Source organism: Limnoraphis robusta CS-951 (assembly GCF_000972705.2).
In genome coordinates this window covers 1-25,756 of the sequence record NZ_LATL02000294.1, presented here as the reverse complement: position 1 = coordinate 25,756, position 25,756 = coordinate 1, and the positions used below count along the sequence as shown (strand labels likewise).

Below are 25,756 nucleotides of genomic sequence, written 5' to 3'. Positions count from 1 at the left end.
GAAGATCAATGTTATTTAGTGCATTTACCTGATTTTCCCACTCAAGAATTTCACACTCATGGTGATACCTACGAAGAAGCATTAAATAATGCTCAAGAAGTGTTAGAATTGCTGGTTCAAGACTATCAAGAGGATGGTAAACCTTTACCTCAACCTAAAACATCAGAAAACAATTTTAAGTCGGCATAAATTATACAAGACTTCAAAAATTTAATCTCATGGAATTAAAAAGGTCTGTTTTAGCCTAAAATAATATTGTCAAATCAAATTTTACTCTTCCTATGTCTTATTATATCTCTCCCAGGTTTCTTGACAAATTAGCCGTTCATATCACCAAAAACTTCTTAAAAATCTCTAACCTGCGAGTTCCCCTGATTTTAGGAATACATGGACGCAAGGGAGAAGGAAAAACCTTTCAATGTGAACTGGTGTTTGAGAAACTAGGATTTGAACCTGTTACCATTTCTGGGGGTGAATTAGAGAGTCCAGACGCCGGAGATCCTTCACGGTTAATTCGACTGCGATATCGTGAAGCCTCGGAACAAACGAGGGTAAGAGGTCAAATGTGTGCATTATTTATTAATGATATTGATGCGGGTGCAGGACGTTTTGACTCGGGAACCCAATACACGGTTAATACTCAGTTAGTTAACGCCACTTTGATGAATATTGCGGATAATCCGACGAATGTTCAGCTACCCGGAAGTTATGATGCAACGCCATTACAACGGATTCCGATTATTGTCACCGGAAATGATTTTTCAACACTTTATGCGCCTCTAATTCGAGATGGACGGATGGAAAAGTTCTATTGGGAACCTATCCCAGAAGAACGGGTTGAAATTGTGGAAGGAATTTTTCAACAAGAACTCTTAAAACAGGATATAGTGAAGTTAGTTGAAGAGTTTCCCGAACAGTCGATAGATTTCTTTAGTGCATTGCGATCGCGAATTTACGACGAACAAATTCAACGCTTTATTCATCAAGTAGGAATTGAACAAATTTCTAAGCTCATTGTCAATAGTACAGAAAAACCTCCCGAATTTAAAAACCCTAATTTTAGCTTCTCTCATTTGTTAGAAATGGGTCATCAGATGGTAAAAGAACAGCAACGAATTAAAGAGTTGAGATTAGTCGAGGAATATAACCAATACCGCATCTTTCATCCCGAAGTAACACAACCCCAACCCCCATCAAATTCGGTTCAGCCACCAGCAAATTATACTCAAAAAACTCATCTTCCTTATAACCCAATTATGCCTCCTCATCGGTTTGATAGCAAAGTGAGTGCTGTGATGCAAGGAGATAGTAAAGGATCAACTTTTATTAGTGAAGGTCAAGCAGTGACAACGAAACTGAGTTTAGACGTTCTTGAACAAATTGAACAGATTTTAGAAGCAGGATATCGAGTCGGTTTGGAATATGCTGATCCGCGTCGGTTCAAAACAGGATCTTGGAAAAGTTGTTCAATTATTGATAGCAGTCATCACTCAGAAATTATGGCAGCAATTGAGGCTTGTCTATCAGAAAATCCCAATGATTATGTGCGTTTAATTGGGATTGATACTCAAGCTAAACGACGGGTAATTGAGACGATTATTCAACGACCTAACGGTTCAAATTGAAGCCAAAAACCCGGTTTCTTTTACAATGCACATCGTCAATTTCAGAAAGCCTTTGAAGAAACCGGGTTTTTTAGTCTCTAGAAGCCAAAAACCCGGTTTCTTTTACAATGCACATCGTCAATTTCAGAAAGCCTTTGAAGAAACCGGGTTTTTTAGTCTCTAGTATGGGGTTTCTTTTACAATGCACATCGTCAATTTCAGAAAGCCTTTGAAGAAACCGGGTTTTTTAGTCTCTAGTATGGGGTTTCTTTTACAATGCACATCGTCAATTTCAGAAAGCCTTTGAAGAAACCGGGTTTTTTAGTCTCTAGTATGGGGTTTCTTTTACAATGCACATCGTCAATTTCAGAAAGCCTTTGAAGAAACCGGGTTTTTTAGTCTCTAGTATGGGGTTTCTTTTACAATGCACATCGTCAATTTCAGAAAGCCTTTGAAGAAACCGGGTTTTTTAGTCTCTAGTATGGGGTTTCTTTTACAATGCACATCGTCAATTTCAGAAAGCCTTTGAAGAAACCGGGTTTTTTAGTCTCATAGGGGCGGGTTTATAAAGGTTTTTTCTGAGAAATATATCTTTATTCAGAACCCGCCCCTACAAAACTGCCTTTTGCAAGAGCGCCTTTTGCCAACTTTTCTGTTCCCTGTTCCCTGTTCCCTGCTAAATTGTTTGTGTTCCTACTCCTTCCCAAATTGCAACTAAACCAAACAAAATAAAAAAACAACCGCCAATAGCAGTAATCATCCGTTCAGAAATTTTTCCAGCAATTAATCGTCCGCCAATAACCGCAATAGCTGCACAAATAGCATGACCCAAAGTCGCACCTAAAACGACTCCAACAGGGTGATAACTGGCTGCTAAAGCAATCGTCGCAATTTGAGTGCGATCGCCCCATTCTGCCGTAAACGTTAAGAGAAAAGCTTCTAAAACAACTCCGAATGAACTTTTGCGTTTAGGAAATTTTGATTTGCTTTTTTCAACAGCTTCTACGGCTTCTTGTTCTTCTTCTTGGCTGGATTTAGCCGACATTTTGCTAGCATCATACAAGAGTTTAATCCCAAAAGCACAAAAGAGGATTATTTCTGCATAGTGTAAATAATTTTTAGGCAATACAGACACAATTTGTCCGACAAAAACAGATAAAACAGTCATTAAGGCTAAAGCGAGTGTTACCCCAAAAAACACCAATTTTCGAGAATAGCGACCCGAGAGAATCACCGCAATAAAAAAGGTTTTATCTCCAAGTTCAGAGAGGGTAATCAGTAAGAGTCCGGCTGTGAATGCAGTTAACATAATATTTTTTCAACTCCTCAGTTGTCGATTAAAATTTTCAGCTCAAGATTTAATCCTAATATTTGATATAAGATCAAATATTAATCATTGGTTTGATTTCTCTAGTATACCGAAAATCTACAACTAGAGCAAAAATAAGATTTTATTGTCCTAAGATTTCATAGATGAATCATCTTTAATTCATAGTTGTTTCATCTTTCTAGATTAGCGATCAATTGAAGGGATAGAATATTTTTTTGAGGATGAATTTATAGGATCAGCTTGTTTGTCGGTTGCAAGAGTAGAGTCCAAAATCTCAAGATGTCAAAGGTGAGACGCAATATCCGTCAATAAGCTGGGATAGTTCACCGACAGTCTCCAATAGCAGTAAGATGAATAAAGGATCTAAACTGACATGGATAACCGTGCCAAGCCAACAAACCAGTAAAATTCCTACCCAAGCTGGATGTTTCAAGGTAAAAGATCCCTCAAAGTATTTAGGTATTTAACACATTCGTGCTTTGCGTATATCATGCCATTTCCAAGATCTAGCGGTATTTTGCTTCACCCCACTTCACTACCTGGTCGATATGGGATCGGAGATGTTGGCCCAATTGCCTATCAATTTATTGATTTTTTGAGAGATAGTGGACAACAACTGTGGCAAATATTGCCTTTTGGCCCCACAGGGTTTGGGAACTCTCCCTACCTCTCCTATTCTGCAATGGCGGGAAATCCACTTTTTATTAGTCCTGATAAACTATTAGAGGAAGAATTACTCACCCCCACAGATTTAGAAAGTTTGCCTCAGTTTCCTGTAGAACAAGTTGATTTTGATGCAGTTAAAGCGTTCAAATGGGACTTGTTTAGTAAAGCCTGCCAGAATTTCAAAGAAACCCTCACCGAAGAAGAAAACGAATTTGAGGAGTTCTGCCGCAATAAGTCCTACTGGCTCGATGATTATGCTCTATTCATGGCAATTAAAGAAGCCCATGATGGGGAAAGTTGGCACAAATGGGACGAAGATATTGCTCGCCGCCAACCGGAAGCCCTGAAACAATGGCACGAAAAACTCGCCGATCAAATTTTCTTTCACAAATTCCTGCAATTTCAGTTTTTCCGCCAGTGGTCCCAACTGAAACAATACGCCAACGAACAAGGAATTAAAATTTTTGGAGACGTGGCGATTTATGTGGCTCACGATAGTGCCGATGTTTGGTCTCATCCCGAAATCTTTTGCTTAGATGGCGAAACAGGTGAAGCGTCTTTAATGGCAGGGGTTCCGCCCGACTATTTTAGTTCAACCGGGCAACTGTGGGGAAATCCCGTTTATAACTGGGAACGCCTCGAACAAAATGGCTTTAATTGGTGGGTGCAGCGAGTCCAGTCCATTCTCGACTGTATCGATATTATGCGGATTGACCATTTTCGGGGCTTGCAGGCGTTTTGGGCGGTTGCCCAAGGCGAAACAACCGCCATTAATGGTCGTTGGATAGAAGCGCCGGGAGAAGCCTTGTTTAATCTATTAAACGAAAAACTCGGTCAACTGCCGATTATCGCTGAAGACTTGGGCTTGATTACCCCAGAAGTTGAAGCGTTACGGGATAAATTTGAACTTCCCGGCATGAAGATTCTGCACTTTGCCTTTGATTCAGGGCCAGATAATCCCTATCTTCCCTACAATTACAGCACACCGAACTGGGTGGCTTACACCGGAACCCATGATAATGACACCACCGTAGGTTGGTTTAATCAACGTTCATTACAGGGACAAGCCCGAGTGATCAGCTATATTGGCGGAACAATGGGCTACGGCATTCATTGGGATTTAATCCAAGTTGCCCTAGCATCTGTGGCGAATCAGGCGATTTTTCCCTTGCAAGATGTTTTAGGCTTGGGAAGCGAAGCGAAGATGAATCAGCCGAGTACATCCGAAGGGAACTGGGCTTGGCGCTTCAAACCAGGAGCAATTACCGATGAACTTCGCGATCGCCTGAGATCCTTAACCGAAATCTACGGTCGCTTGCCCAGGTAAAGTGTGAGGAGGAGTGAGTTATGGGTTGTCAGTGCTAGGGCAACGACTTGCTCCGACTAACCCCTTTTAGGAGTTAGAATTGGCAGTTTCAGAGGGGGAGTTGTTCGCCTTGAACACCGCCTCCTCCACCATGCCCGGTTCTCCCAAACGTCGGCTTTCTCCATTGTTCAGCGTCACTATCACGCCTCCGGCATTGCCTGCGACAACCACTAACTCTTCTTGGGCTTTCCAGGTGCGTTTCGTTCCCCCCTGCAAAATTCCTTGAAACTCGGTTTTCCCATCAACTTCAATCAAAACCCAAGATTCATCTTTAACTATAATTCCGACTTCTACGGTTTTGTTAACGGCAGCCGAGTTTGTTGGGGATGAGGTTTGGCTGGCTTGCAAAACAAGCTGTCCAGTTGAAGAGTCGCTGGTGTTAGAGACATTCATCGACTGAGGACTGTTTGCTGTAGGGGTTGTCTGTGCAATATTCTGTTCCGGCAAACCGACTATCTCTGGAGAGGATTTAATCAGGTAAACCAAGCCGTGCATGGTTCCCAGAATCAGAAGGATATAGGTGAGATAGAGATGAGTGGGTCGTAACTGTGGCAGGGGCAAAATCCATGAGCTAGAGACAATCGAGGGAATCGGTTCAGGTAAAAAGAAATTGGCTAGTTCCTCCCCATTCAACCCCAGAGCATTACCATATCGCCGGATTAAGCCTTGAGTATAGACCGGTTCGGGCAGATTTTCAATTTGACCTTCTTCGATCGCTTGTAACAAATGAGAGCGAATCATGGTGTAGGCGGCAACCATGTCCAATGACAAAGAATGGTGTTGACGAGTTTGACGCAATTGCAGGCCTATCTCGACTAATCTCTGAGTTTGTTCAATATTATTCACAGGACGACCCTTGTTACCCAAATTTTTTCTGACCATTGAGAACGGTAAACTGACTTTCATACACACAACTCCTTGATATTTATATATAGGATTGAGGGGACTTTTGGCAGATTGATGCTAGAAATTGACCAGCAGATCGCAAAAATTGCATTTCAGACGGGGTTAAAGGTCGGTAACAACCGGGCGGTAATTCAGGTTCTCCAGGAGGGTTAAGCTGAATCGAACCAATGGCACTGCGATGAAGTTTAACGACGGGATAGCCGAGTTGCTCTGCGACTTTGCGAATTTGTCGATTTCTCCCCTCAAATAAAATTACTTCTAAAAGGGTTTGAGAATCCGTTCTTGGCTGTAACCGTCGCACTTGAGCGGGTAGTGTTTTTCGACCCGACAAGATAATACCTTGACGCCATGCTTGTAACACCGATTCCGGTGGATGACCTTCTACCCAGACTTCATAGGTTTTAGGAATATGGTGTCGAGGATGAGTCAGGCGAAAGGTGAGTTCACCGTCGTTGGTCAGCAGTAATGCTCCGGTGGAGTCTGCATCCAAACGTCCAACCGGATGAACTCCCTGCCCCATCCGCAATCGACGAGGTAACAAGTCTAAGACGCTTCGCCGTCCACTTGGCTCGGCGCAGGTTGAAACAACCCCAGTCGGTTTATTTAATAAAAGGTAGATTGGCACAGGTCGATGAGAGGGTTTGATTGGCTTCCCATCTACTTCTATACAATCGCATGAGGGATTTGCCTTCTGTCCTAAGTGAGCAATGTTACCATTGACGCGCACTCGTTTGGCAAGAATCATTTGTTCTGCTTGACGGCGAGAGGCGATGCCCCAAGTCGCCATGATTTTTTGTAGCCTTTCGTCCATATCGGTAAAAATTGCGTGGGCATCTTTGTACAGACTGAGAACCCCGCTAAATTTTGGCACAGTTTGATAAACTATGTACAAATATTACAGCAATCGGTAATTCTTCCTAAGCTCTGTCAACATGAACGCTTAGAAAACTTAGAACAGTTCAGCTAGAAAGGCAATTCAGTCTATGGGTTCAACTCAGGCTACATCTAAACAACTGGTGAGTAAGGTCTTATCTCGAGCTGTAAAGTTGTGGTTGCGATCGCAAGTTGAACAGGTAGACGCTCTAGAGATCAAAATCACCGCCAATAATCGGGATTGTCTAACAGGTCATATCTCTGAGGTGACAGTCGAGGCATCCCGTGCCATCTATCGAGGACTACACCTGAGCCAAATTGCTCTGTGCGGATCGAGTATTCATATCAACATCGGTCAAGTGATCAAAGGGAAGCCGCTGCAACTGCTCAAACGCTTTCCCATTGACTCTCAAATCTGTATGTTTTACGACGATCTTAGCACGTCCTGTCAATCTCCTTTACTGGTTCGGGCGATCAGTCAATTTCTTCTTCCTTTGATTCAATCGCAGCAAGCCAAAAACCCTAATATTTCTTTCCCCAATGAGATTCAGGGCTTACAAAATCTCCAGATCACCTTAGCAAAAGATCAAATCACCCTCACAGCAGAAATTCTCTCGACTGATGGGATGTTGACGGCTTGTGTGTTTCAAACTGAGTTGTACCTTGCTAGCCCTAAAGAGTTGCTACTCGTCTCTCCCCGTCTAGAACTTCCCTTACAACAACAAGACTTTGATTTAGATGATATGACCCTTGACTTAGGCACTGATGTTGAGATCGAACAACTTAATATTAGTCCTGAACAAGTGGAGATGATCGGACAAATCTGGGTTAACCCTTAACTCAAATCATTGAGTGCGGGAATTTCTAGAGTATAACCCTTTTGAGTGTAACTCAAAGAAGGGACTATTCATCACCTCCTTTTTAAAGTTAGGCTGTTGTTGTATTGAAGGAGGCTTGAAATCATGACATCTAAACCTTATTCTATTCTTTCTCTAGATGGTGGCGGAATTCGCGGTTTAGTTACGGCTATCATGTTAGAATCTCTAGAAAAACAAATCAAAAAACGCGCTCCGAGAAAACAGCTTAGAGATTGTTTTGATTTGATTGCGGGAACTTCTACCGGGAGTCTGATTGCTTGTGGGATTTCTCACGGTTTTCCGATTTCAGAAATTAGAAATTTTTATTCACTGAATTCTCAATATCCTCAGAAGATATTTCCCGAATCAAAATTCAACTTAGTTTTTCAGGGAATTGTTAACCGCTTTTCTCGAGGTGCGAGTCAACCCCTTTATAATGGGAAAGGATTAGAAGATGTGCTACAATATCTCTTTAAAAAGGACACTTTTTATCAACTTCCCATTCAAACTTTAGTAACAAGCTATGACGTTTATAATGGTCAAGCTATTGTCTTTAATAGTAAACAAGAAGAATGTCAAACCCTGCCCATTTGGGAAGTTTGTCGGGCATCTGCGGCGGCACCTGTAGCCTTTCCTGCCCATGTCCTTAAAAATATCAAATTTCTCAAATACTGGCAACAACAAGGCTATCAATTAACCGTTAATAATCCTAAAGATAATCAAGAGTGTATTCCCTTAATTGATGGAGGAGTAGTCGCTAATAATCCGACTTTATGTGCGATTGCGGAAGCGATAAAAAACCAACCAGATCTCTCTAATATTGTTTCTTCTTTTGGTTGTGGTCAGAAAAAAGTGAAATCAATTGGGGTACAGCAAGCCCAAGAATCGGGAGCTTTTGAGTGGATTTATCCCTTGAAGAGTATTCCTCTATTAGAGACGTTTTTTGAGGGTTCTTCTGATGCGATTGATCATATCTCTCAGCATCTAATTAAACGGGATGATCAGCACTATTTCCGTTTTCAACCGAGTTTTACAGAAAACTATCCAGCGTTTGAGGCAACAGCCAGAAATCTAGATGAACTGACAGACAACACTTTAGAGTTTATCAACTCTCGTCCAGTTCAAGAAAAGCTAAACCTTCTTGCCGATAAACTCACCGTTACTCCAGTTTCCCCTGTGCGGGAACGAGAAGAACAACTGGTGTCTGTGTCACAATACAATTAGCAAAATAATCTTCAACGCTAGCCTAAATTTCTCTGGATGTCCGACCCTTTCATCTTTGCTGTCAATGATCGGACATCTACTATTTTCTACTCGGGAGTCTCAACTTTTTTCAGCAATTTAGAACGGATACATCCGCCCATCCAAGTCCAGCCAACCCGTTCTTCTTTGGGAGCAAAATGAGCTACAATTTCATCGGGACTGCTTTGGTAGAACTTCTCAATTTCGGCAACCGCCCATTTACCCCAAGGGGATCTGACCCAAATTTGATCTCCCTGGTTAAAGATTTCACCCTCTGCATTTGTTGCCTGGGGAACTTCTTCTAGAAGCCTTACCTTCGGGCGAGAGGGTCTAGAGGGTCTGTCCGACGACGATTGAAAACCCGGTCGGGGACGAGGACTTGGTTTTTCGGGGACTGAGGGTTTTGCTTCAGTCTTGGCTTCAGTCTTGGCTTCAGTCTTGGCTTCAGTCTTAGCTTCTGACGGCTTGATGTCATCGGGCTTCGGTCTATTCGGTCTAATGACGGCGAGAATTTTGTTCGGGTTAGTCATTAATTTACTGGGCTTTTGGCTGTCAAACGACTAATACAGTTTTAACTATTTACATTATAAAACGATAGCTTGAGCCTATGCCAATATCTAAACTGGGGATACGCCGTCAAATCTTATACTGAGTTGGCTTCAGAGGTGAGACTTAGCCAATTTTAGAGGCAACTGCTAGGTATATTTGATACAGATATTAGTCAGTTTTGGATGTTTTACATCTGCTTTTTTTCAGCTTTTCAGGTTAAACTGACAGGTGATCTTCTGGTATTGGAGAACTTTCTAAAACGGCAGTCACATAGGATAAAGCAACAATGGGAGCCGTTACCGCCCTGAGAATTCGTTTTCCCAAACTGACGGCTTGAAAACCTGCTGCGATCGCCATTTCGACTTCAGCCGTTGTCCATCCTCCCTCTGGCCCTGTTAGTAGAGTCACCGAGTCTAAGGGAGATGATTTCATACAATTGAGCAAATGGGGAAGCGAACCTCGTGCCACACAAATGTATTGATGAGTTGTACTCAAACTAAAAAGGTGTGAATCTTCCATTACTGTCGCCAAGGAGATCGGATCAACAATGCTTGGGATAATCTGACGTTCAGATTGTTCTGCGGCTTCTCGGGCGATGCGCCGCCAACGTTCCAGCTTTTGGGGACTGGGTTTAAGCACAGTCCGTTGACTAATGATCGGAACAATCTGGGAAACCCCCAACTCCGTAGAATAACGCACAATATCATCAAATCCTGTTTTCGGGAGACTCACCCCCAGCCTCACCTCTACAGGTAATTCTGTTTGGACGACCATCGCTTCGAGAATGATTGCTTGAGGAGAGGGCGCTGGGAGCGACACCTCTAACTCAGCTCGCCACCAATGGCCCCGACCATCAATGGCAATAAAGCGATCGCCCACTTGCAAGCGTAACACCCGACCCAGATAATGCTGTTGTTCAGCCGTTAAATTGATGTGTCGGTTAGAAATTTGCGTCGGAGCGATCGCAATTCTTTGAAGTTGAACCATTAAGCTGTAAAAAGTTTAGGTTACAGAAGTTCTACCTCAACCCTCAAAAAAAGGGTCTAAATTTATTGTTGAGCTTTCATCCGACTGAGATATTCTTCAATCGCTTGAGTCGCAATCTCAACGACGGGTTTTCCCTGACGCTTTGATTCTTCTCTCAAATCCAAATAAGTCTGATGACGAACACTCACCCGATGTCGAATTTTATTGGGATCACCCCCATCATCGATAGACGGTTGAGTTGAAATGGCTGAATCCTCATGGTCACTGGGCGCGACTGAGGGAGAGACTTCTTCAAGGGTCTCGCGATCTAAGGTAACAGCTATCTCCTGAGTCTGAATATTCATCGAGGGATTCAATGAGTAGTTGGTTATAAACTGACGAATCGAGTCAAATCCCACACGATGGCAAAAATCCCCAAAACTTTCTTCGAGTTTGCGATCTTGTTTGAAGTAAACAAAAATCGGCTCTAGGAAGGTTTCCAACTCATCAATCGCCAAGCGATTAACGAAGGGTTCAGCCAGTCGTGTCTGATCTGGAGAGCCACCTAACCAAACTTGGTAGGAGTCAGGCGCACTCCCCACAAACCCTAACTCCGCCATGTAGGGTCTAGCACATCCATTAGGGCATCCAGTCATTCGCACGACAAAATGCTCTTGTTCTAGGCCTACCTTGTCCAACAATACCCGAATCCGTTCCAGGATACTAGGGATGATTCGTTCTGATTCTGTAATGGCCAAACCGCAGGTCGGAAAAGCCGGACAGGCCATCGCAAAACGGACTAACGGATCGATTTCGGTTTCTTTGAGAACTCCGTGTTGAGCGAGTATTGTGTCAATCTGGGATTTGTACTGAGGGGGTATTTCATAGAGAATGATATTGTGATTGGGAGTCAGCAGAATTGGCAGTTGAAACTGCTGGACAATTTCTTTTAAGGCGGCTTTCAGTTGGAAGTTTCCTGTATCGTGAACCCGACCATTTTCAACGGAAATCCCCAAAAAGTGTTTACCATCGCCTTGAGAGTGCCAGCCTAAGTAGTCTTGATATTTCCAATCGGGTAAGGGTTTATAGGGTTGTAGGGTTTTGCCAAAATATTCCTCGACTTTGACTTTGAATTTCTCAACGCCCCAATCATGGAGTAAATATTTCATCCGAGCATGACGACGATTATGGCGATCGCCATAATCGCGCTGAGTAGCGACAATTGCCTTGACTAAATCATAGATATCTGCTTTGTCTACATACCCCAAGTGATCCCCAATTCGAGCAAAGGTTTCTTCTTTGTTGTGGGTACGTCCCAAACCGCCTCCAGCGATCACGTTAAATCCTTCGAGTTCTCCGGCTGAGTTGGTTATGACGACTAAGCTGACGTCTTGGGTATATAGATCAACGGAATTATCTCCGGGAACTGTTACCGCACATTTGAATTTGCGCGGCATATAATGCTGACCATAGATCGGCTCTTCTAGATCGCTGAAAATGGTACCATTACCGTTGCGTTGACGAGCGGCTTTGACTTCGGGGTTTTCTTCGGCGCTGATGACTTTTTCACCATCGAGCCAAATTTCATAATAGCCCCCTGTTTGCGGGGTGAGTAAGTCGGCGATGTTGTTGGCGTAGAGACGGGCGTATTCGTACTCAGGACGATTTTTATAGGGGGCTGGGGGTGCCATAACGTTGCGGTTGAGATCACCACAAGCCCCTAGCGTTGACCCCATATGATGAATAATCTCTGAAAGAACGGTTTTGATGTTCTTTTTCAAAATCCCGTGTAGTTGGAAGCCTTGGCGTGTGGTTGCCCGTAGGGTATGGTTGCCGTATTCATCGGCTAAACGGTCTAGGGTGAGGTAGAGTGAGGGGGGAATAAACCCACCGGGATTGCGGGTTCTGAGCATCATCTGATAGTCTTTTTCTTGACCCTTAGCCCGATTATCCCGATTATCTTGCTGATAAGAACCGTGAAATTTTAAGATTTGAACGGCATTATCACTAAAGAAGTTTTCGTCGTTCAGCAGTTCGGTGGCTAAGGGTTCCCGCAGGTAGTTGCTGCGTTCTTTAATCCCTTCAACCTTAGAGAGTTTGTGATCTTGTGTGGGTGAACTTACAGAGGTAGTCATAGAAGTACGTCGTACCAGTTTTTAACCAAAATTTGTGAGGGGGTTGAACCTTGAGTGTGATTTAAGTTGAGACAGCTCAACCCAACGGAAGAAAATAAACTCCGGTAATCCGGTCGGGATTGTCAGGAATTAATTTCATTTTATCACGTTATACTTGGACATTTTCCCCTATTGTCAGGGGATCAAGCCTAAGTCACAATCAAATGTTAATAGTTGACAAAAGTACAAAGATGCCGGATTCGATCATGTATGAGGAAGACCACTATGTGGTTTTGGAATCTAACCAACCTGAGCAGTTGCTCACAGTGGCCGAACTGCAACAGAAACTCGAATCTATTTTGTCAGAGCGACAGGATGAGTTACCGCGAGATCTGCAAAAGTTTTCGACGATTTCCCAACAAGCCCAATATCTGGTGAATACTTGTTGTGATTTCGATCTAGGCCCCGGAAAATACCTTCAGTGGTATGCGGTCAGACTGGAGAAATAAGGGAACAGGCAGGCAAGAGAACTGTTAACGGGTAGGAGTAATTGATCAATTGCCCCTACACTGGTGACTGTTCATTGAGGTATTGTAATCAAGGCCAAATCTATTTGTTCTTCCTGGGGTTGAGTAATTTCAGCCTTGATATTGGGGCCGAAAAATTTGGTCAGTTTTTCCTGTTTTTCTTGCCACACTTCTAAGGAAACAAAGGGCGAGTCAAACTCCAGAACCAAAGCATAGGCCTGGTCTACAGCGACTTCGCGAATTCCTTGGAGTTTGGGATGTTCGTCATCGGTTGCCCCGAGTTTTAAGCGTTCCAGAGTGTCTATCAGATGAGCGCTCTGGCCGTAGCGGTAGCGGGTGACATCCTTACGAACTTGGTTTTGGGTGTCGGTTGCAAGTTGTTCTCGCAAAGCCAAGACTTCGGGGGAGGTGGGTTGAGAATAGGGAACAGGTTCCAATTCTGCCGCTTTCAAGGCTAGTCCACCTAACAACAGGGGAATTCCATAAAAGAAGCCTGCTAAATTTAGGGTTGCATAGTCGTTAAAATAGGCAACAAACCCGACAACAGTGAGCAGTCCTCCCAATATTAAGCCCACTTGAGCTAAAGATGTTTGACGTAACATATATGTTAAGGTAGTCCGCGTAGATTCACTACTGATGATATACATATCATGTCGCTGGGTCGAGAAGATCCCTATTTGATCTGATCGGTTATCGATGGGAAATCTCACAGTAGTTTGACGAGTATAACTCTCCTTAGCGGTTCCATCCCTGTTTATGCCCTCATTACCTAACCCTCACATGACTAGAGACAATGATCTATCGACTGCCAACGTTGAGCGTAAGCTTCTAGACCAGATTGACTCTCTCAGAAAGGAAGATGAACGGCTGTACAATATCCTTGCCATTGATATCTGGGCTTTAGCTAAGACAATGGATGAGTTGCAACCGGGTTTTTGGGGTACGTTTATGAAAAATCGCGAGAAAGCTCTGAAACGGTATTTAGCAGAAACGACAAAAAATAAGCCTTCTGATAGCAAGCGCCCCCCTTTCCTGCGTTAGTTGCTCGTACAGTTGAGAGACGCGAGTGCAATCCTGAAATTAAAATCAAGGTCGTTGATTTGTCTGCTGACTCTAACGATTTAGATTGCAGCTTGCAGTGCTTACCGCTATATATTATAGAGGATAAGGTAGCAAAGGAAAGGTCAAATGGACTCTAATACAATTCGAGAGCGAATTGCTCTGATTGAGACTAAGCGAGAGTCTCTAGTCAAATTGCTAGAGAAACCCGATTTAGGAACGCTGAGAATTGATGTAAATCAAGCGATTGAAGAAATTGATGAGCTGATTGAAGAGTTTAAGCGCACTTTTCCTGATGCCAATCAGAATTAAATGGCTTGATTTTTCTCTCGACTCTAGAATTAGCTTTCTGTAAATCAGTAATGATACTCACTCTGTTTAAATCGAGTCTATTCTATTCGGGCTTGTCACCGATTTCACTGAGAAAAGAGACTTCTTTTCTACTCTAGCAAGTTATTTTCTAAGTGTTTTTATCCCGTAGAGAAATTGAGGATCATACTCTACGGGTTGCTTGACTATTGAGTAAGGCTTGCTCTATTTTAATTTGGGTTTAGTATGAACACTCAAGAACAAAAACATCCTCAATATAATAGTGATCACGCCACTGTTAAGAGTTTAATTGCAGATCAACCGACGGACTTCAACTTGGTTGAACTCGCCCGATTAAAAATTCGTTATCGCGGATTTCCCGGTGCTAGAGATATTCAGAGTGATTTAGAAAAAATCTTGCAAAATTGGCAATTAACTGAAGAAACTCTGTTTGAAAAAACTCGTGAAATACACGCTAAAGGTCAAGTTTACAAAGTTAAAAAAGAAGATCAAGAAGATTGGCTTTAATTCAGTTTACAGTTGTAGGGGCGGGTTCAGCTAAAATCTATGTTTCTCACAGACAACATTGATCAACCCGCCCTTAATTTAATTCAGTTTACTCTCCGCACAACAACAAACGTAATAAAAAAAGATTATAAATGCACAGAATTTCTGCTACACCTGGCGGTTGGACTCCTGACACGGAAGGCGTTATTTTCATCGAACAAACGCCTGCACCGATTGTTTTTTTAACCGCAGCAGATACCGATATTCAAACCCTAGCCACCGCAGTTGATCAACTTCCGAGTGATTTTCCATCTCTACGAGTTGTGAACCTTTTACAACTGCAACAACAGTTAACCATCGATACCTATGCTGAGGAGATTTTAACCCAAGCAAAAGTGATTATAATTCGACTTTTGGGCGGACGTTCCTATTGGAATTATGGCTTAGAAGTGGTTGCAGAAACGGTTGAAAAAACCGGGGCAGAGTTAATTATATTACCCGGAGATGATCGCCCTGACCCAGAGTTAATGAGTCATTCAACAGTATCTCTCAATATTGTAAATCAACTTTGGAATTATTTCACCGAAGGCGGAATTGAGAACTATACAAACGCTTTATTATTTATTGCGAAAACTTGTTTAAATATATCCTATACTTATCAGCAGCCTGTTTCCGTTCCTCGTGTTGGAATTTATCAAAATAAAATAGCATCTAAACCCAATATTCCTCAAGTGGGTATCCTTTTTTATCGCGCTCATTATTTATCGGGTAATATTCGCCCCATTGATGAACTTTGTCAAGCGTTAACAGAGCGGAATTTAAACCCAATCCCTGTTTTTGTCTCATCTTTGCGCGATCCAGATGTGCAGGGAGAAGTGTTGATGGAACTGCAAAAAAGCACAGATAAAAATATTGAAATCCTTCTGAATACAACTAGCTTTTCGATAGCTTCTATTGACGAAGATTCTACTGTAAATTCTCCTTTATTTAGCTTAGATATTCCGATTTTACAAGTCATTTTCAGCAGTCAAACCATTCAACAATGGGAAGCAGACTTTCAGGGACTTTCACCCCGAGATGTGGCGATGAATGTCGCTTTACCCGAAGTGGATGGACGGATCATCACTCGTGCGGTATCTTTTAAGGCGGTAGAAACTTGGAACCAAAAGTTAGAAACTGACGTCGTTGGGTATATTCCTGTCAGCGATCGCATCAAATTTGTAGCCGATCTCGCCGCAAATTGGGTAAAATTACGCCAAAAAAAAGCTACAGAAAAACGTGTTGCGATCATCCTCGCTAACTACCCCACCGCAGATGGACGGTTAGCCAATGGAGTGGGGCTTGACACACCCGCCAGTTGTGTGCATATCCTCGAAGCATTGCAACAGGCAGGATACAAGATTCAAAATGTCCCAAAAACGGGAGAAGAATTGATTAAACTGTTGACTTCTGGGGTGACAAATGATCCAGAAGGGCGGGAACAGAGAAGCATTCAACAGTCATTAAATTGGGACGATTTTAAACAATATTTTTCTCAACTTCCTGAAACCATACAAGCGGCAATTTGTCAACGTTGGAATCTGGATTTTTCAGACCATTCTCATCCTGAAATATTCCCCATTTCCGGGATTAAACTCAATAATATTTTTGTGGGAATTCAACCCAGTCGCGGCTATGATCGTGATCCGAGTTTAAACTATCACGCCCCAGATTTAGAACCAACTCCTGACTATTTAGCCTTCTATTATTGGCTACGATATCAATTTGAAGCGGATGCGATTATTCATGTCGGAAAACATGGTAATTTGGAATGGTTGCCGGGAAAAAGTGTCGGATTATCTGAAACTTGTTATCCTGAAATTGCCTTCGGTGCAATGCCTCATTTATACCCATTTATTGTGAACGATCCGGGGGAAGGATCGCAGGCCAAACGTCGTTCGCAAGCGGTGATTTTAGATCATCTTACACCGCCTCTGACTCGGGCTGAACTCTACGGATCGTTACAACAGTTAGAAGGATTAGTCGATGAATATTATGAGGCGCAAAGTTTAGATCCGTCTCGGCTACCGATGATTAAAACTCGTTTGGAAGATTTGATTAAAACTGAGAATTTAGATCAAGATTTAGGTTTAGTTGAAAATCAACTCAATCCACAAGCTTTAAATACCATTGATGGTTATTTGTGTGAACTTAAAGAAGCACAAATTCGCGATGGTTTACATATTTTTGGGCAATGTCCGACGGGGCGACAGTTAAGAGATTTAATTGTTTCTATCGCCCGAAATCCAAGTCCTCAGCGTTTAGGGCTGACTCGGGCTATTGCTGAAGATTGGCAATTAGAATTTGACCCGTTAACAACGGATTTTAGTAGATTTTTAAACCCAAAATTAACCTTGGAAAATAAAGTTTTTCTCACGGTTGGGGATGCGGTAGAAGTGTTAGAAAACTATGCAGCAAGTTTAGTTGAAAAAATTATCTCTGGTGAAACGGTAAACACTGGAAAATTAACCCAAAAAGAGCTAAACTGGATAGAGAATAAACTTTTACCTAACTTACAAAAAACTCATCAAGAAGTCACTCACTTATTAAAAGGGTTAGAAGGGCGATATATTCCGAGTGGTTCATCGGGTGCGCCAACCAGAGGAAGACCTGATGTTTTACCGACTGGACGTAATTTTTATTCGGTTGATATTCGGGCTATTCCCACAGAAACAGCATGGAGAGTCGGTCAACTCGCAGCAGATGCTTTAATTGAACGTTATACTCAAGAAAATGGTGAATATCCACAAACATTAGGACTGTCTGTTTGGGGAACTTCTACGATGAGAACCGGAGGCGATGATATTGCTGAGGCGTTGGCGTTATTAGGGGTTCAACCAGTGTGGGATGGGCCTTCTCGTCGAGTAGTTGATTTTGAGATTTTACCTATTTCTATTTTAGGGCGTCCGCGTGTTGATGTAACGTTGAGAATTTCGGGTTTTTTCCGTGATGCGTTTCCGAATTTAATCGATTTATTTGATCAAGCAGTTGTAGCTGTTTCTCAACTAGATGAACCCCCAGAATTGAATCCTTTAGCCGCACAAGTGAAGCAAGAAACTGAAGGTTTAATGAAAGCAGGGTTAACAAAAGAACAGGCGGAAATGCGCTCTCGTTATCGTATTTTTGGTTCAAAACCAGGTGCTTATGGTGCGGGTTTACAAGGGTTGATGGCGTCTCAAAATTGGACGGATGAACAAGATTTAGCCAGGGCTTATATTAACTGGAGTAGTTACGCTTATACGAGTCAGAATGGGGAGAGTCAAAGTAAGTTAGGGGGAATTTCGGCACCGGAAGCGTTTAAAAATCGTCTTGAAAAAATGCAGATTGTTTTGCAGAATCAAGATAACCGAGAACATGATATATTAGACTCGGATGATTATTATCAATTTCAAGGCGGTTTAACGGCTTCTGTTCGGGCTATTACGGGTAAAAATCCGCAAACTTATTTCGGTGATAATGCTCAACCCGAACGTCCGAAAGTGCGACAATTAAAAGAAGAAATAGCGAGGGTTTATCGTTCTCGAGTGATTAATCCAAAATGGATAGCTGGGGTGATGCGACATGGCTATAAAGGGGCGTTTGAAATGGCGGCAACGGTGGATTATTTGTTTGCTTATGATGCCACAGCAAACTGTGTGGAAGATTTCATGTATGAAGGCGTAGCAAAGGCTTATGTGTTGGATGAAACGGTGCAGAAGTTTATTCAAGAAAAAAATCCTTGGGCGTTGCGAGATATGGCTGAACGTTTGTTAGAAGCGAATCAACGGGGGTTGTGGCAAGCGTCAAATCAGAAAATCTTAGAGGATTTAAGAACGATTGTACATGAAGCTGAAGGTGCTGTGGAAGCGGTGAACTCCTGATTAAAATAATTTGATAAAAATTTCTTCTCCCGATCCACTCAATTGAAACAATAAACTCTATAATACAAAATTGGACATCTAAAGTCTTGACTTTTATATACCAGATGGAATATCCACTAGGAGGTTTCCATGAATCTATTTCGTCGTTTAAAGTTCTCGGGGTTTTGGGGTTGGATTGTCGCGGCATTTCTGTTAGTCGTTACTGTGTTTAATTTCCAACAGAAACAAGTGAACAGTACCCCCTCAAGATCTCTGTCTAATACTCAAAATCAAGCAATTGTCAACCCTGAAAATCCGTCAAATTCTGCTCAAAATTCCCAAATAGAAACGATTGCTAAATCTAATTCTTGTACTCAACAAAGTCCGTTTGATGAGTCTGTTAGATTTGCATTGCGAGGGTCTAATTTAGCACAAACTGCAAAAACAAAGCAACAATGGGATGAAGTCGCCCGCAACTGGGTTCAGGCGGTGGCTTGGATGCAAGCGGTTCCTCCTAATAGTCCTAAACGGGCTTTTGCGGAGAAAAAAGTGGTTGAATATATGCGAAATTTAGCCTATTCGCAACAGCAAGCTGCTAAAACTCAAATGACGAGTCAGTTTCCGAGTTTTGATAGCGAATTTCTCGATCAACAATTGCAACTTTATTTGTCTTATCTCAGTACCGTTGGAAAACCTGATATTTTAATTGTCGGGAGTTCTCGGGCTGTGCAAGGAATTGATCCGAGAGAAATGAAAGTGGCTTTAGCGGCGAAAGGTTATCAAGGCTTGAAAATTTTTAACTTCGGAGTTAATGGCGCAACGGCTCAAGTTGTTAACTATATTTTGAGGGAGGTATTAACACCGGATCAACTGCCAAAAATGATCGTTTGGGCGGATGGTGTACGAGCATTAAATAGTGGTCGAATTGATCGCACTTATCAATCCATTATGGCTTCAGAAGGACACAAACGTTTAGCCTCGGGCGTTCGTCCTAAATTGGCTCAAAATCAATCTGAACAGACCAAAATCTGTTATCAAATGCCAAAATCTTGTATGGCTCAACCGAAGTGGAATTTTCCTAAAGCCAGTCAAGAGAATCAACAGTTAGAAACAGAAATTGCTGTTGAACCTTTAGAGTTAGAATCTGAATCTGAAACGTTTGATTTCGTTCAATTTGAACAGTCAGAAACCCCCCAATTGAATAATCTTTTGTATCGTTCCTCTGAACCAATCACCGCTACACCTGTTTCCTTGGGTACGACTATTGATGCCAATGGATTTTTACCCCAATCTAATCGCTTTAATCCCAACACTTACTATCAACAACGTCCCTATGTTTCTGGTCAATATGATGGGGATTATCGAGCGTTTAATTTAGGGGGAGAACAGGCTAGAGCATTGAGTTTTTTGGTGGGATTTGTCAAGACGAGAAATATCCCGCTTGTATTTGTCAATTTGCCCCTAACGGATGATTATTTAGATTCGTTTCGTTGGTGGGCAGAACAGCAATTTAGAAACCATATGCAGCGACTTTCCAAAGAGTATGGATTTCTCTTTATTGATCTCTCTGAACAAGCATTAACCCGTTATGAATATTTTGTTGATCCGAGTCATTTGAACCGCTATGGAGCTAGAGTTGTTGCTCAGAAATTAGTCGGACAATCTGCAATTCCTTGGCCGCGAGCGAAGTAATAACGATAGGAGAGAAAAACGTGCTAGAGGAACGGGATTATTGGGTTTGTTGGTCGCAAATTTCAGGAGTCGGGCCGATTTCTTTGCAACGCCTCCGCCTGCATTTTGGTACACTCAAAACCGCTTGGGAAGCTTCAACTCAAGAGTTACAAAAAGTAGAGGGTTTTGGACGACAAACCGCCGAAAAAGTGGCAGAGCAGCGAGTCAAATTTGACTGCGATCAATTTATCAAAACTCATTCCGAAAAAAACCCTGATTTTTGGACTCCTGCTGATACAGATTATCCGCGTTTACTCTTAGAAATTCCGACACCACCACCTGTTTTATATTATCGAGGAACGATTGAACCCGAAGAAAACCAAGGAATTCGACCGACTGTTGGGATTGTTGGAACTCGTGAACCTTCTGAATATGGGCGGCGTTGGACGCGCAAAATTAGCAGTGTATTAGCCAAAAGTGGCTTAACGATTATATCAGGAATGGCGGCCGGAATTGATACCGAAGCCCATTCTAGTTGTTTGGATGCAGGCGGACGAACACTGGCTATTTTTGGGACGGGAGTTGATATTATTTACCCCAAAGATAACCGTCAATTGTCTGAAAGAGTTATTCAAAATGGTTTAGTAATTAGTGAATATCCCGCAGGAACAAAGCCCAATCCTCGACATTTTCCCAGTCGAAATCGGATTATTGCGGGTTTAAGTCGAGCCGTATTTGTGATGGAAGCAGGTAAAAAATCAGGAGCATTAATTACCGCTTATGTGGCGAATGAGTTTTGTCGAGATGTGTATGTTTTACCTGGACGTTTAGATGATGAAAAGTCTCAAGGTTGTTTAAAGTTAATTAATGGGGGCGCGAGTTTAATTCCCGTAGAAATCGAAGAGTTATTAGAACAACTTGGCGCTATCCCAAAACTCGATACGCCTCAACAATTATCCTTGCTGGAACCGCCTGCAAAACCTCAACCTTCTATTCCGACTCTAGAACCGAATTTAGCCCAAGTTTTTCAGGCTATCTCTTCTGAAGCCACTGCTTTTGATATGATTGTTCAACAAACGGAATTAGAGGCGGCTATCGTTTCAAGTTCGTTGTTACAGTTGGAACTTTTGGGGTTAGTTTCTCAGTTACCCGGAATGCGTTATCAACGGTGTTAATTGTTGGTTAATTGTAGGGGCGGGTTCTGTAAGAGCTATAATATCAGTCAGGGATTGAACTAAACCCGCCCCCAATATTAGAGCGACTGCCAGGGCGGGTTTATCAATGTAGTTTGTGGGATGAATAAATCTCTTTGAACCCGCCCTTACGTTAAGATGAATAAATCTATGCTAAACTCAATAAAAATTGTATTTTCCTCAAGACCTTAAACCGATGACGGATCATTCTTTTCCTCGCTTTCATCTCGCTTTTCCTGTATTAGACTTAGAAAAAACTCGCTCTTTTTATAAAGATGTATTGGGGTGTACAGAAGGGCGAAGTAGTGAGAGATGGGTTGATTTTGACTTTTTTGGACATCAAATTACGGCTCATTTAGAATCATCAGAAGATGGTACGATTTCGACGAACTTTGTTGATGGTGAAAATGTTCCTGTGCGTCATTTCGGAGCGATTTTAGAGTGGAATGAATGGCATAAATTGTCTGAATCTTTACAAAATAAACAAATAGAATTTATCATTAAACCTCAAATTCGTTTTCAAGGACAAGTGGGTGAACAAGCGACTTTATTTATCAAAGATCCCAGTGGAAATGTCTTAGAGTTTAAATCGTTTCAAGATGAAAGTAATATTTTTGCAACGGATATGAACGCTTAAACCCATTGATTTGACTTATTCCCATTCTTCTAATTCACTCACCCAATTTTGCAATGTTGCAATCATTTGTTCTCGTCGAGTTTCAAAGTTAGCCGCAATCCAAATTAACACTAAACCCACAATAAAACCAATAATCCATTTAAAAAATGAATAAATCGAATTTAGAATCAACAGTTGGTTAACAGCATTAATCAAGAATGTTACCGTACCCACGTATAAAAAAGCCCTAATTCGCAATCCTAAGCCGATAAAAATGGCAATCAAACTAATAAAACCGGGAAGAATTCCAGTCCATTGATTCGTTAACAATGCGGCTACACAAATCATACCTATTCCACAAATTCTAATCCAATGACGCAAGAGTTTTTGTTCGGGACGTTGTAAACTGGGATCAACTTGGGCAAAATATAACAAAGACAATCCGGGAAGAAGTGTATCACCTAAAGCACCTAAATTATTTTCTGTTAACAATAACCAGCGATAATAAGCAAAATTGATTAATCCAATACTAAAATAAGTGAGTTTAATATTGCCCGTCAATCGAGCTAAAACCACATATAAAATAATAGCTAAACTAACAGAAATATACCAAGATAGTTCTAAGTTTGACCCGGCGATAATTGTTGTAAAAACCACAGTTAAGACGGGTATAATCATCGCGACTCGCCGCCAGGGTTTAAGCTGCCATCCCCAACTTTCCCAAGGGATAAAATAAATAAAATACGCAATCAGAGAGGCAATTGCACCGCTCCAGGGAATTAATAATCCTTCTAAATTTAAAATATCGCTAATAAAGTAAGTCATTGCTGCGGCTTGTAAACATCCAATATAAACCCAAAATTCCGCTTCAATAGCATTAGAATGATAACGACCTTGAAAAATGGCATATCGGGTTAAAAAGATTCCGATTCCTAAACTTAACCAGGAGTTGAGTTCAGAAGGAAGAGACAGAGAAGCTATTAAAAAACAGCTACTCATTGCCCAGTGAAGATGAGCAATATTTTTCACTTCATTCTCACTCAGATGTAGATAATGAATGAGTTGAGGTGATAATAGACGATAAACGTAAACGATTGTTGTTCCTAAGCCTGCAAAGGCAATGAATTGTTCTCCAATGGGGGCAGAATATGTGTTATAAAATAATAGTTGATAAGCCGCGAGGGAAACGCCAAAAATCCCCATATAGGTTAGAGGTTTTAACTCAGGACTCCGCCGCCCGACTCCGATTAAAATGAATGCTAGGATAAATAAACTGGTTCCTGTCCAGTTATCAAAACTGCCGGATGACCTTAAAACTGCACCAAATATTCCGTAAAATAGGGGTAGAATTTGCCAGGGATTGGATAGATGATGAATTCTATTTCTATGTCGCCAATAATCTCCTAAAATTTGGGTGATTAATCCTAAAATTAGATTGGCAATGGATAAATTAAAAAGGGCGTTGTCTGTAAAGCTGAGAACGTGAGCCATTAAAAGTTCGAGTTGCCAACCGAAAATGTAAACGAAAAAAGGGAAAGTTGAGTCTTCTGTCTCTGATGGGGGAGGATTGAAAAGCCGAATCATCACTGCTATAATTGAGATAAAAGTTGCTACAGTGATTGGAATTGACGGGGTTAAAAGTTGCCAATAAATTCCCACAACATACCCGGTTAAACCGATTAATTCAACCCAACATAAAAGGACTGTCCAGCTTTCGATAGCAATAGCATACAGAACCGTGATAGAATTCGATAAGCGGTTTAATATAGCCTGACCTATCCAGAGTAAATTGAGGGCGATTGCAATCACAACTAACCCGCGTGCTAAAGTTAAATCGGGGATAGTTTCCCAGGCTAAAAACCCTGAAAAAGTTAACCCAAAACCTACGGTTAGAATGGCTGAAAGTTGACTTTGAAGATGATTGGTATTCAAAATCATTACCGCAGTGCCAACACCCCAACTGATTAACCGAATGCCAGGGATTCTAAATACCAGTAATTGTAATAATATTGCTCCTATAATACTGAATTGACTGGCTAATTGTCGGCGTTGGGGAATCAGACGAGCGATACTGGTTAATGCAATTGGAGTCATTAACCACATAATTCCCCATAGACTCAACCCTTGACAAGTAAAGTTTTCACAGAAAGAAGCGGAATTCTCAGTTGAATTACCATAAAAGAATTGATAACTCAAACCGGCTAAGATTAATCCCATGTGCCAAGCACTTTTGAGAATGGAATGCGGAATTAGGATGGTTTGTGAGCGAGTAAAAATGGTGTAGAATAACCACTCTAATATCATCAATACAATTGATAATATTCCCCATTCTTCTAAACGAAGTTGAGGAAAAAATAATTCAATAAAACTGGCTAAAGTCAGTAAACCTGTAACATGGGTAAGATAAACGAGAAAAACCCTTGGGGATTGACGCCGAATCGTATAAACGACTAAAATCAGTGTAGATGCTAATAAGTTAAGCGATCGCACAACGGGATCAAGAAGCGAAATTGCTGTTAAAATCACACCCAATCCTAAGCTTATTTTCTCTCCAAATCGAGCTAAATTTTGCTTTTGCTGCTGATGAATCCACTCCGTTAATGCTAGCATCAACCCTAAATAAACCAATCCCACTAAACCTAGTAATACCCAAGGATTATCAGGAGATTGCGTGATTTGGAGAGAAAATTCTATAATATTTTGTTGGCTTTGTTCAGGAATTAAACGCCAAACTAAACTAAACGCTTGGAGTCCAATCGCAAAAATCAAAGCTAAATCTTTCTGATGCCAAAACTGTCTTAAATTTCTTCCAAAAATTAACAACGCAATGCTACTCACGCCTAAAGCTTGTTCGGGTTTATTTTCGATAGAAACAAGCCAACCTGCGGCTAATAGAAGATAAGCAAATGGTTGTAAAATAACCTCTGAATAAAGAGATAATAAGCCTCCAGTTAACCCTAAAGCAAATCCGAATTGAGAAACATCAAGATTGACGACAAAAATGGCTCGCCACCAGAGAAAAGCTACAGGAACAAGGCAAAATATTAAAGGTAAGTTTTCCAGCCTGTTTAAGCTAATCTGTTCCTGTTCCTGACGACGACAAAAAGTAACAAATCCAGTCCCAATAATTCCTAAATAAACAGCAATCAATGGAAAGCCTGGTACTCTCCAACCTAATTGTAAATAACTGAGTCCGAGTTGATTTAGAATTAGCAATGCTTGGAGTGAAATTCCGGGGGATTCTCTTGCCGTTGAAATGGGATTGAAAAGAATTGTAATTCCTGTTAAAATAATGATAGCGATCGCACTAAATAAAGCGGTGATGGAATCCAGTAATCCTAAACTATCAATCGCCCAAAAATTTAGCGGAATTAACAGCAATGTCACCCATTTTAACGTTTGTGAAGTTAAAGGTAGACTACTGTTCATTCCCAGCCAAACCGTAGCGATAAAAAACCCTAAAGTATAAGCAAATAAGACTCCATATTGGGCAATCGTTGGTAATTCCTGCCATCGGCTCGCG

21 protein-coding genes are annotated in these 25,756 nt (G+C 41.6%); 13 read left to right on the top strand and 8 right to left on the bottom strand.

Features of this window, described 5'->3' with window-relative positions:
- Together WN50_RS24745 and WN50_RS24740 are read left to right on the top strand one after the other, a co-directional pair.
- The coding region (locus tag WN50_RS24745) for a type II toxin-antitoxin system HicB family antitoxin (RefSeq protein ID WP_049561108.1) at window positions 1–189 on the top strand (189 nt) is incomplete at its 5' end.
- Between the two features lie 92 nt (window positions 190–281).
- Window positions 282–1,625 carry a RuBisCO small subunit-like domain-containing protein gene (locus WN50_RS24740; protein ID WP_046279972.1) on the top strand — a complete coding sequence of 448 codons (1,344 nt, stop codon included), beginning with the start codon at window positions 282–284 and terminating at the stop codon, window positions 1,623–1,625.
- A 655-nt stretch (window positions 1,626–2,280) separates the two neighbouring features.
- On the opposite strand, the gene WN50_RS24735 is transcribed toward WN50_RS24740, so the two are convergent.
- Complete coding sequence (locus tag WN50_RS24735; protein ID WP_049561105.1) at window positions 2,281–2,913, bottom strand: TMEM165/GDT1 family protein; 633 nt, start codon at window positions 2,911–2,913, stop codon at window positions 2,281–2,283.
- 511 nt (window positions 2,914–3,424) lie between these two features.
- Here WN50_RS24735 and malQ point away from each other — a divergent pair.
- A complete protein-coding gene (malQ, locus tag WN50_RS24730) occupies window positions 3,425–4,927 on the top strand; it encodes a 4-alpha-glucanotransferase (protein WP_049561103.1) in 1,503 nt (500 codons plus the stop codon).
- A gap of 66 nt (window positions 4,928–4,993) precedes the next feature.
- Here the strand turns inward: malQ and WN50_RS24725 are convergent, their stop codons facing one another.
- Window positions 4,994–5,872 carry a helix-turn-helix domain-containing protein gene (locus WN50_RS24725; RefSeq protein WP_046281073.1) on the bottom strand — a complete coding sequence of 293 codons (879 nt, stop codon included), beginning with the start codon at window positions 5,870–5,872 and terminating at the stop codon, window positions 4,994–4,996.
- A gap of 19 nt (window positions 5,873–5,891) precedes the next feature.
- Entirely contained in the window at window positions 5,892–6,683 is a 792-nt protein-coding gene (locus tag WN50_RS24720) for a pseudouridine synthase (RefSeq protein ID WP_046281086.1), read from the bottom strand.
- A gap of 172 nt (window positions 6,684–6,855) precedes the next feature.
- On the opposite strand from WN50_RS24720, the gene WN50_RS24715 reads away from it, so the two are divergent.
- Both WN50_RS24715 and WN50_RS24710 read left to right on the top strand, forming a co-directional pair.
- Window positions 6,856–7,584, top strand: coding sequence for an LmeA family phospholipid-binding protein (locus WN50_RS24715; RefSeq protein WP_046281074.1), 729 nt, complete (start codon window positions 6,856–6,858; stop codon window positions 7,582–7,584).
- Between the two features lie 123 nt (window positions 7,585–7,707).
- Window positions 7,708–8,826, top strand: coding sequence for a patatin-like phospholipase family protein (locus tag WN50_RS24710; protein WP_049561101.1), 1,119 nt, complete (start codon window positions 7,708–7,710; stop codon window positions 8,824–8,826).
- Between the two features lie 86 nt (window positions 8,827–8,912).
- Here WN50_RS24710 and WN50_RS24705 read toward each other — a convergent pair whose 3' ends face one another.
- From WN50_RS24705 to sir, 3 genes are all read right to left on the bottom strand, one after another.
- Window positions 8,913–9,374: a hypothetical protein gene (locus tag WN50_RS24705; RefSeq protein WP_046281076.1), complete on the bottom strand. Its 462-nt coding sequence runs from the start codon at window positions 9,372–9,374 to the stop codon at window positions 8,913–8,915.
- Window positions 9,375–9,609: 235 nt separating this feature from the next.
- A complete protein-coding gene (locus WN50_RS24700; protein WP_046281077.1) occupies window positions 9,610–10,380 on the bottom strand; it encodes a 16S rRNA (uracil(1498)-N(3))-methyltransferase in 771 nt (256 codons plus the stop codon).
- Window positions 10,381–10,442: 62 nt separating this feature from the next.
- The gene (gene sir / locus WN50_RS24695; protein ID WP_046281078.1) at window positions 10,443–12,494 is read right to left on the bottom strand and encodes a sulfite reductase, ferredoxin dependent; all 2,052 of its coding nucleotides are present in this window, start codon (window positions 12,492–12,494) and stop codon (window positions 10,443–10,445) included.
- A 230-nt stretch (window positions 12,495–12,724) separates the two neighbouring features.
- Between sir and WN50_RS24690 the strand changes: the two genes are divergently transcribed.
- Window positions 12,725–12,982, top strand: a complete 258-nt coding sequence (locus WN50_RS24690) for a CRR7 family NDH-1 assembly protein (RefSeq protein WP_046281079.1) — start codon at window positions 12,725–12,727, stop codon at window positions 12,980–12,982.
- A gap of 71 nt (window positions 12,983–13,053) precedes the next feature.
- On the opposite strand, the gene WN50_RS24685 is transcribed toward WN50_RS24690, so the two are convergent.
- Window positions 13,054–13,602, bottom strand: coding sequence for a DUF2854 domain-containing protein (locus WN50_RS24685; protein ID WP_046281080.1), 549 nt, complete (start codon window positions 13,600–13,602; stop codon window positions 13,054–13,056).
- Window positions 13,603–13,780: 178 nt separating this feature from the next.
- Here WN50_RS24685 and WN50_RS24680 point away from each other — a divergent pair, with 178 nt between their 5' ends.
- The 7 genes from WN50_RS24680 to WN50_RS24650 all read left to right on the top strand — a co-directional run bounded on the left by WN50_RS24680 (window position 13,781) and on the right by WN50_RS24650 (window position 22,254).
- A complete protein-coding gene (locus WN50_RS24680; RefSeq protein WP_046281087.1) occupies window positions 13,781–14,041 on the top strand; it encodes a hypothetical protein in 261 nt (86 codons plus the stop codon).
- Between the two features lie 147 nt (window positions 14,042–14,188).
- Entirely contained in the window at window positions 14,189–14,371 is a 183-nt protein-coding gene (locus WN50_RS24675) for a hypothetical protein (RefSeq protein ID WP_046281081.1), read from the top strand.
- A gap of 243 nt (window positions 14,372–14,614) precedes the next feature.
- On the top strand, window positions 14,615–14,896 hold the full coding sequence (locus WN50_RS24670; protein ID WP_046281082.1) for a DUF3288 family protein: 282 nt from the start codon (window positions 14,615–14,617) through the stop codon (window positions 14,894–14,896).
- A 131-nt stretch (window positions 14,897–15,027) separates the two neighbouring features.
- Window positions 15,028–18,774: a cobaltochelatase subunit CobN gene (gene cobN, locus WN50_RS24665; RefSeq protein ID WP_046281083.1), complete on the top strand. Its 3,747-nt coding sequence runs from the start codon at window positions 15,028–15,030 to the stop codon at window positions 18,772–18,774.
- Between the two features lie 129 nt (window positions 18,775–18,903).
- Window positions 18,904–20,445: a hypothetical protein gene (locus WN50_RS24660; protein WP_046281084.1), complete on the top strand. Its 1,542-nt coding sequence runs from the start codon at window positions 18,904–18,906 to the stop codon at window positions 20,443–20,445.
- A 20-nt stretch (window positions 20,446–20,465) separates the two neighbouring features.
- The gene (gene dprA, locus WN50_RS24655) at window positions 20,466–21,599 is read left to right on the top strand and encodes a DNA-processing protein DprA (RefSeq protein WP_046281085.1); all 1,134 of its coding nucleotides are present in this window, start codon (window positions 20,466–20,468) and stop codon (window positions 21,597–21,599) included.
- A 214-nt stretch (window positions 21,600–21,813) separates the two neighbouring features.
- A complete protein-coding gene (locus tag WN50_RS24650; protein WP_046279367.1) occupies window positions 21,814–22,254 on the top strand; it encodes a VOC family protein in 441 nt (146 codons plus the stop codon).
- A gap of 15 nt (window positions 22,255–22,269) precedes the next feature.
- On the opposite strand, the gene WN50_RS34870 is transcribed toward WN50_RS24650, so the two are convergent.
- The coding region (locus WN50_RS34870; protein WP_049561097.1) for a hypothetical protein at window positions 22,270–25,756 on the bottom strand (3,487 nt) is incomplete at its 5' end.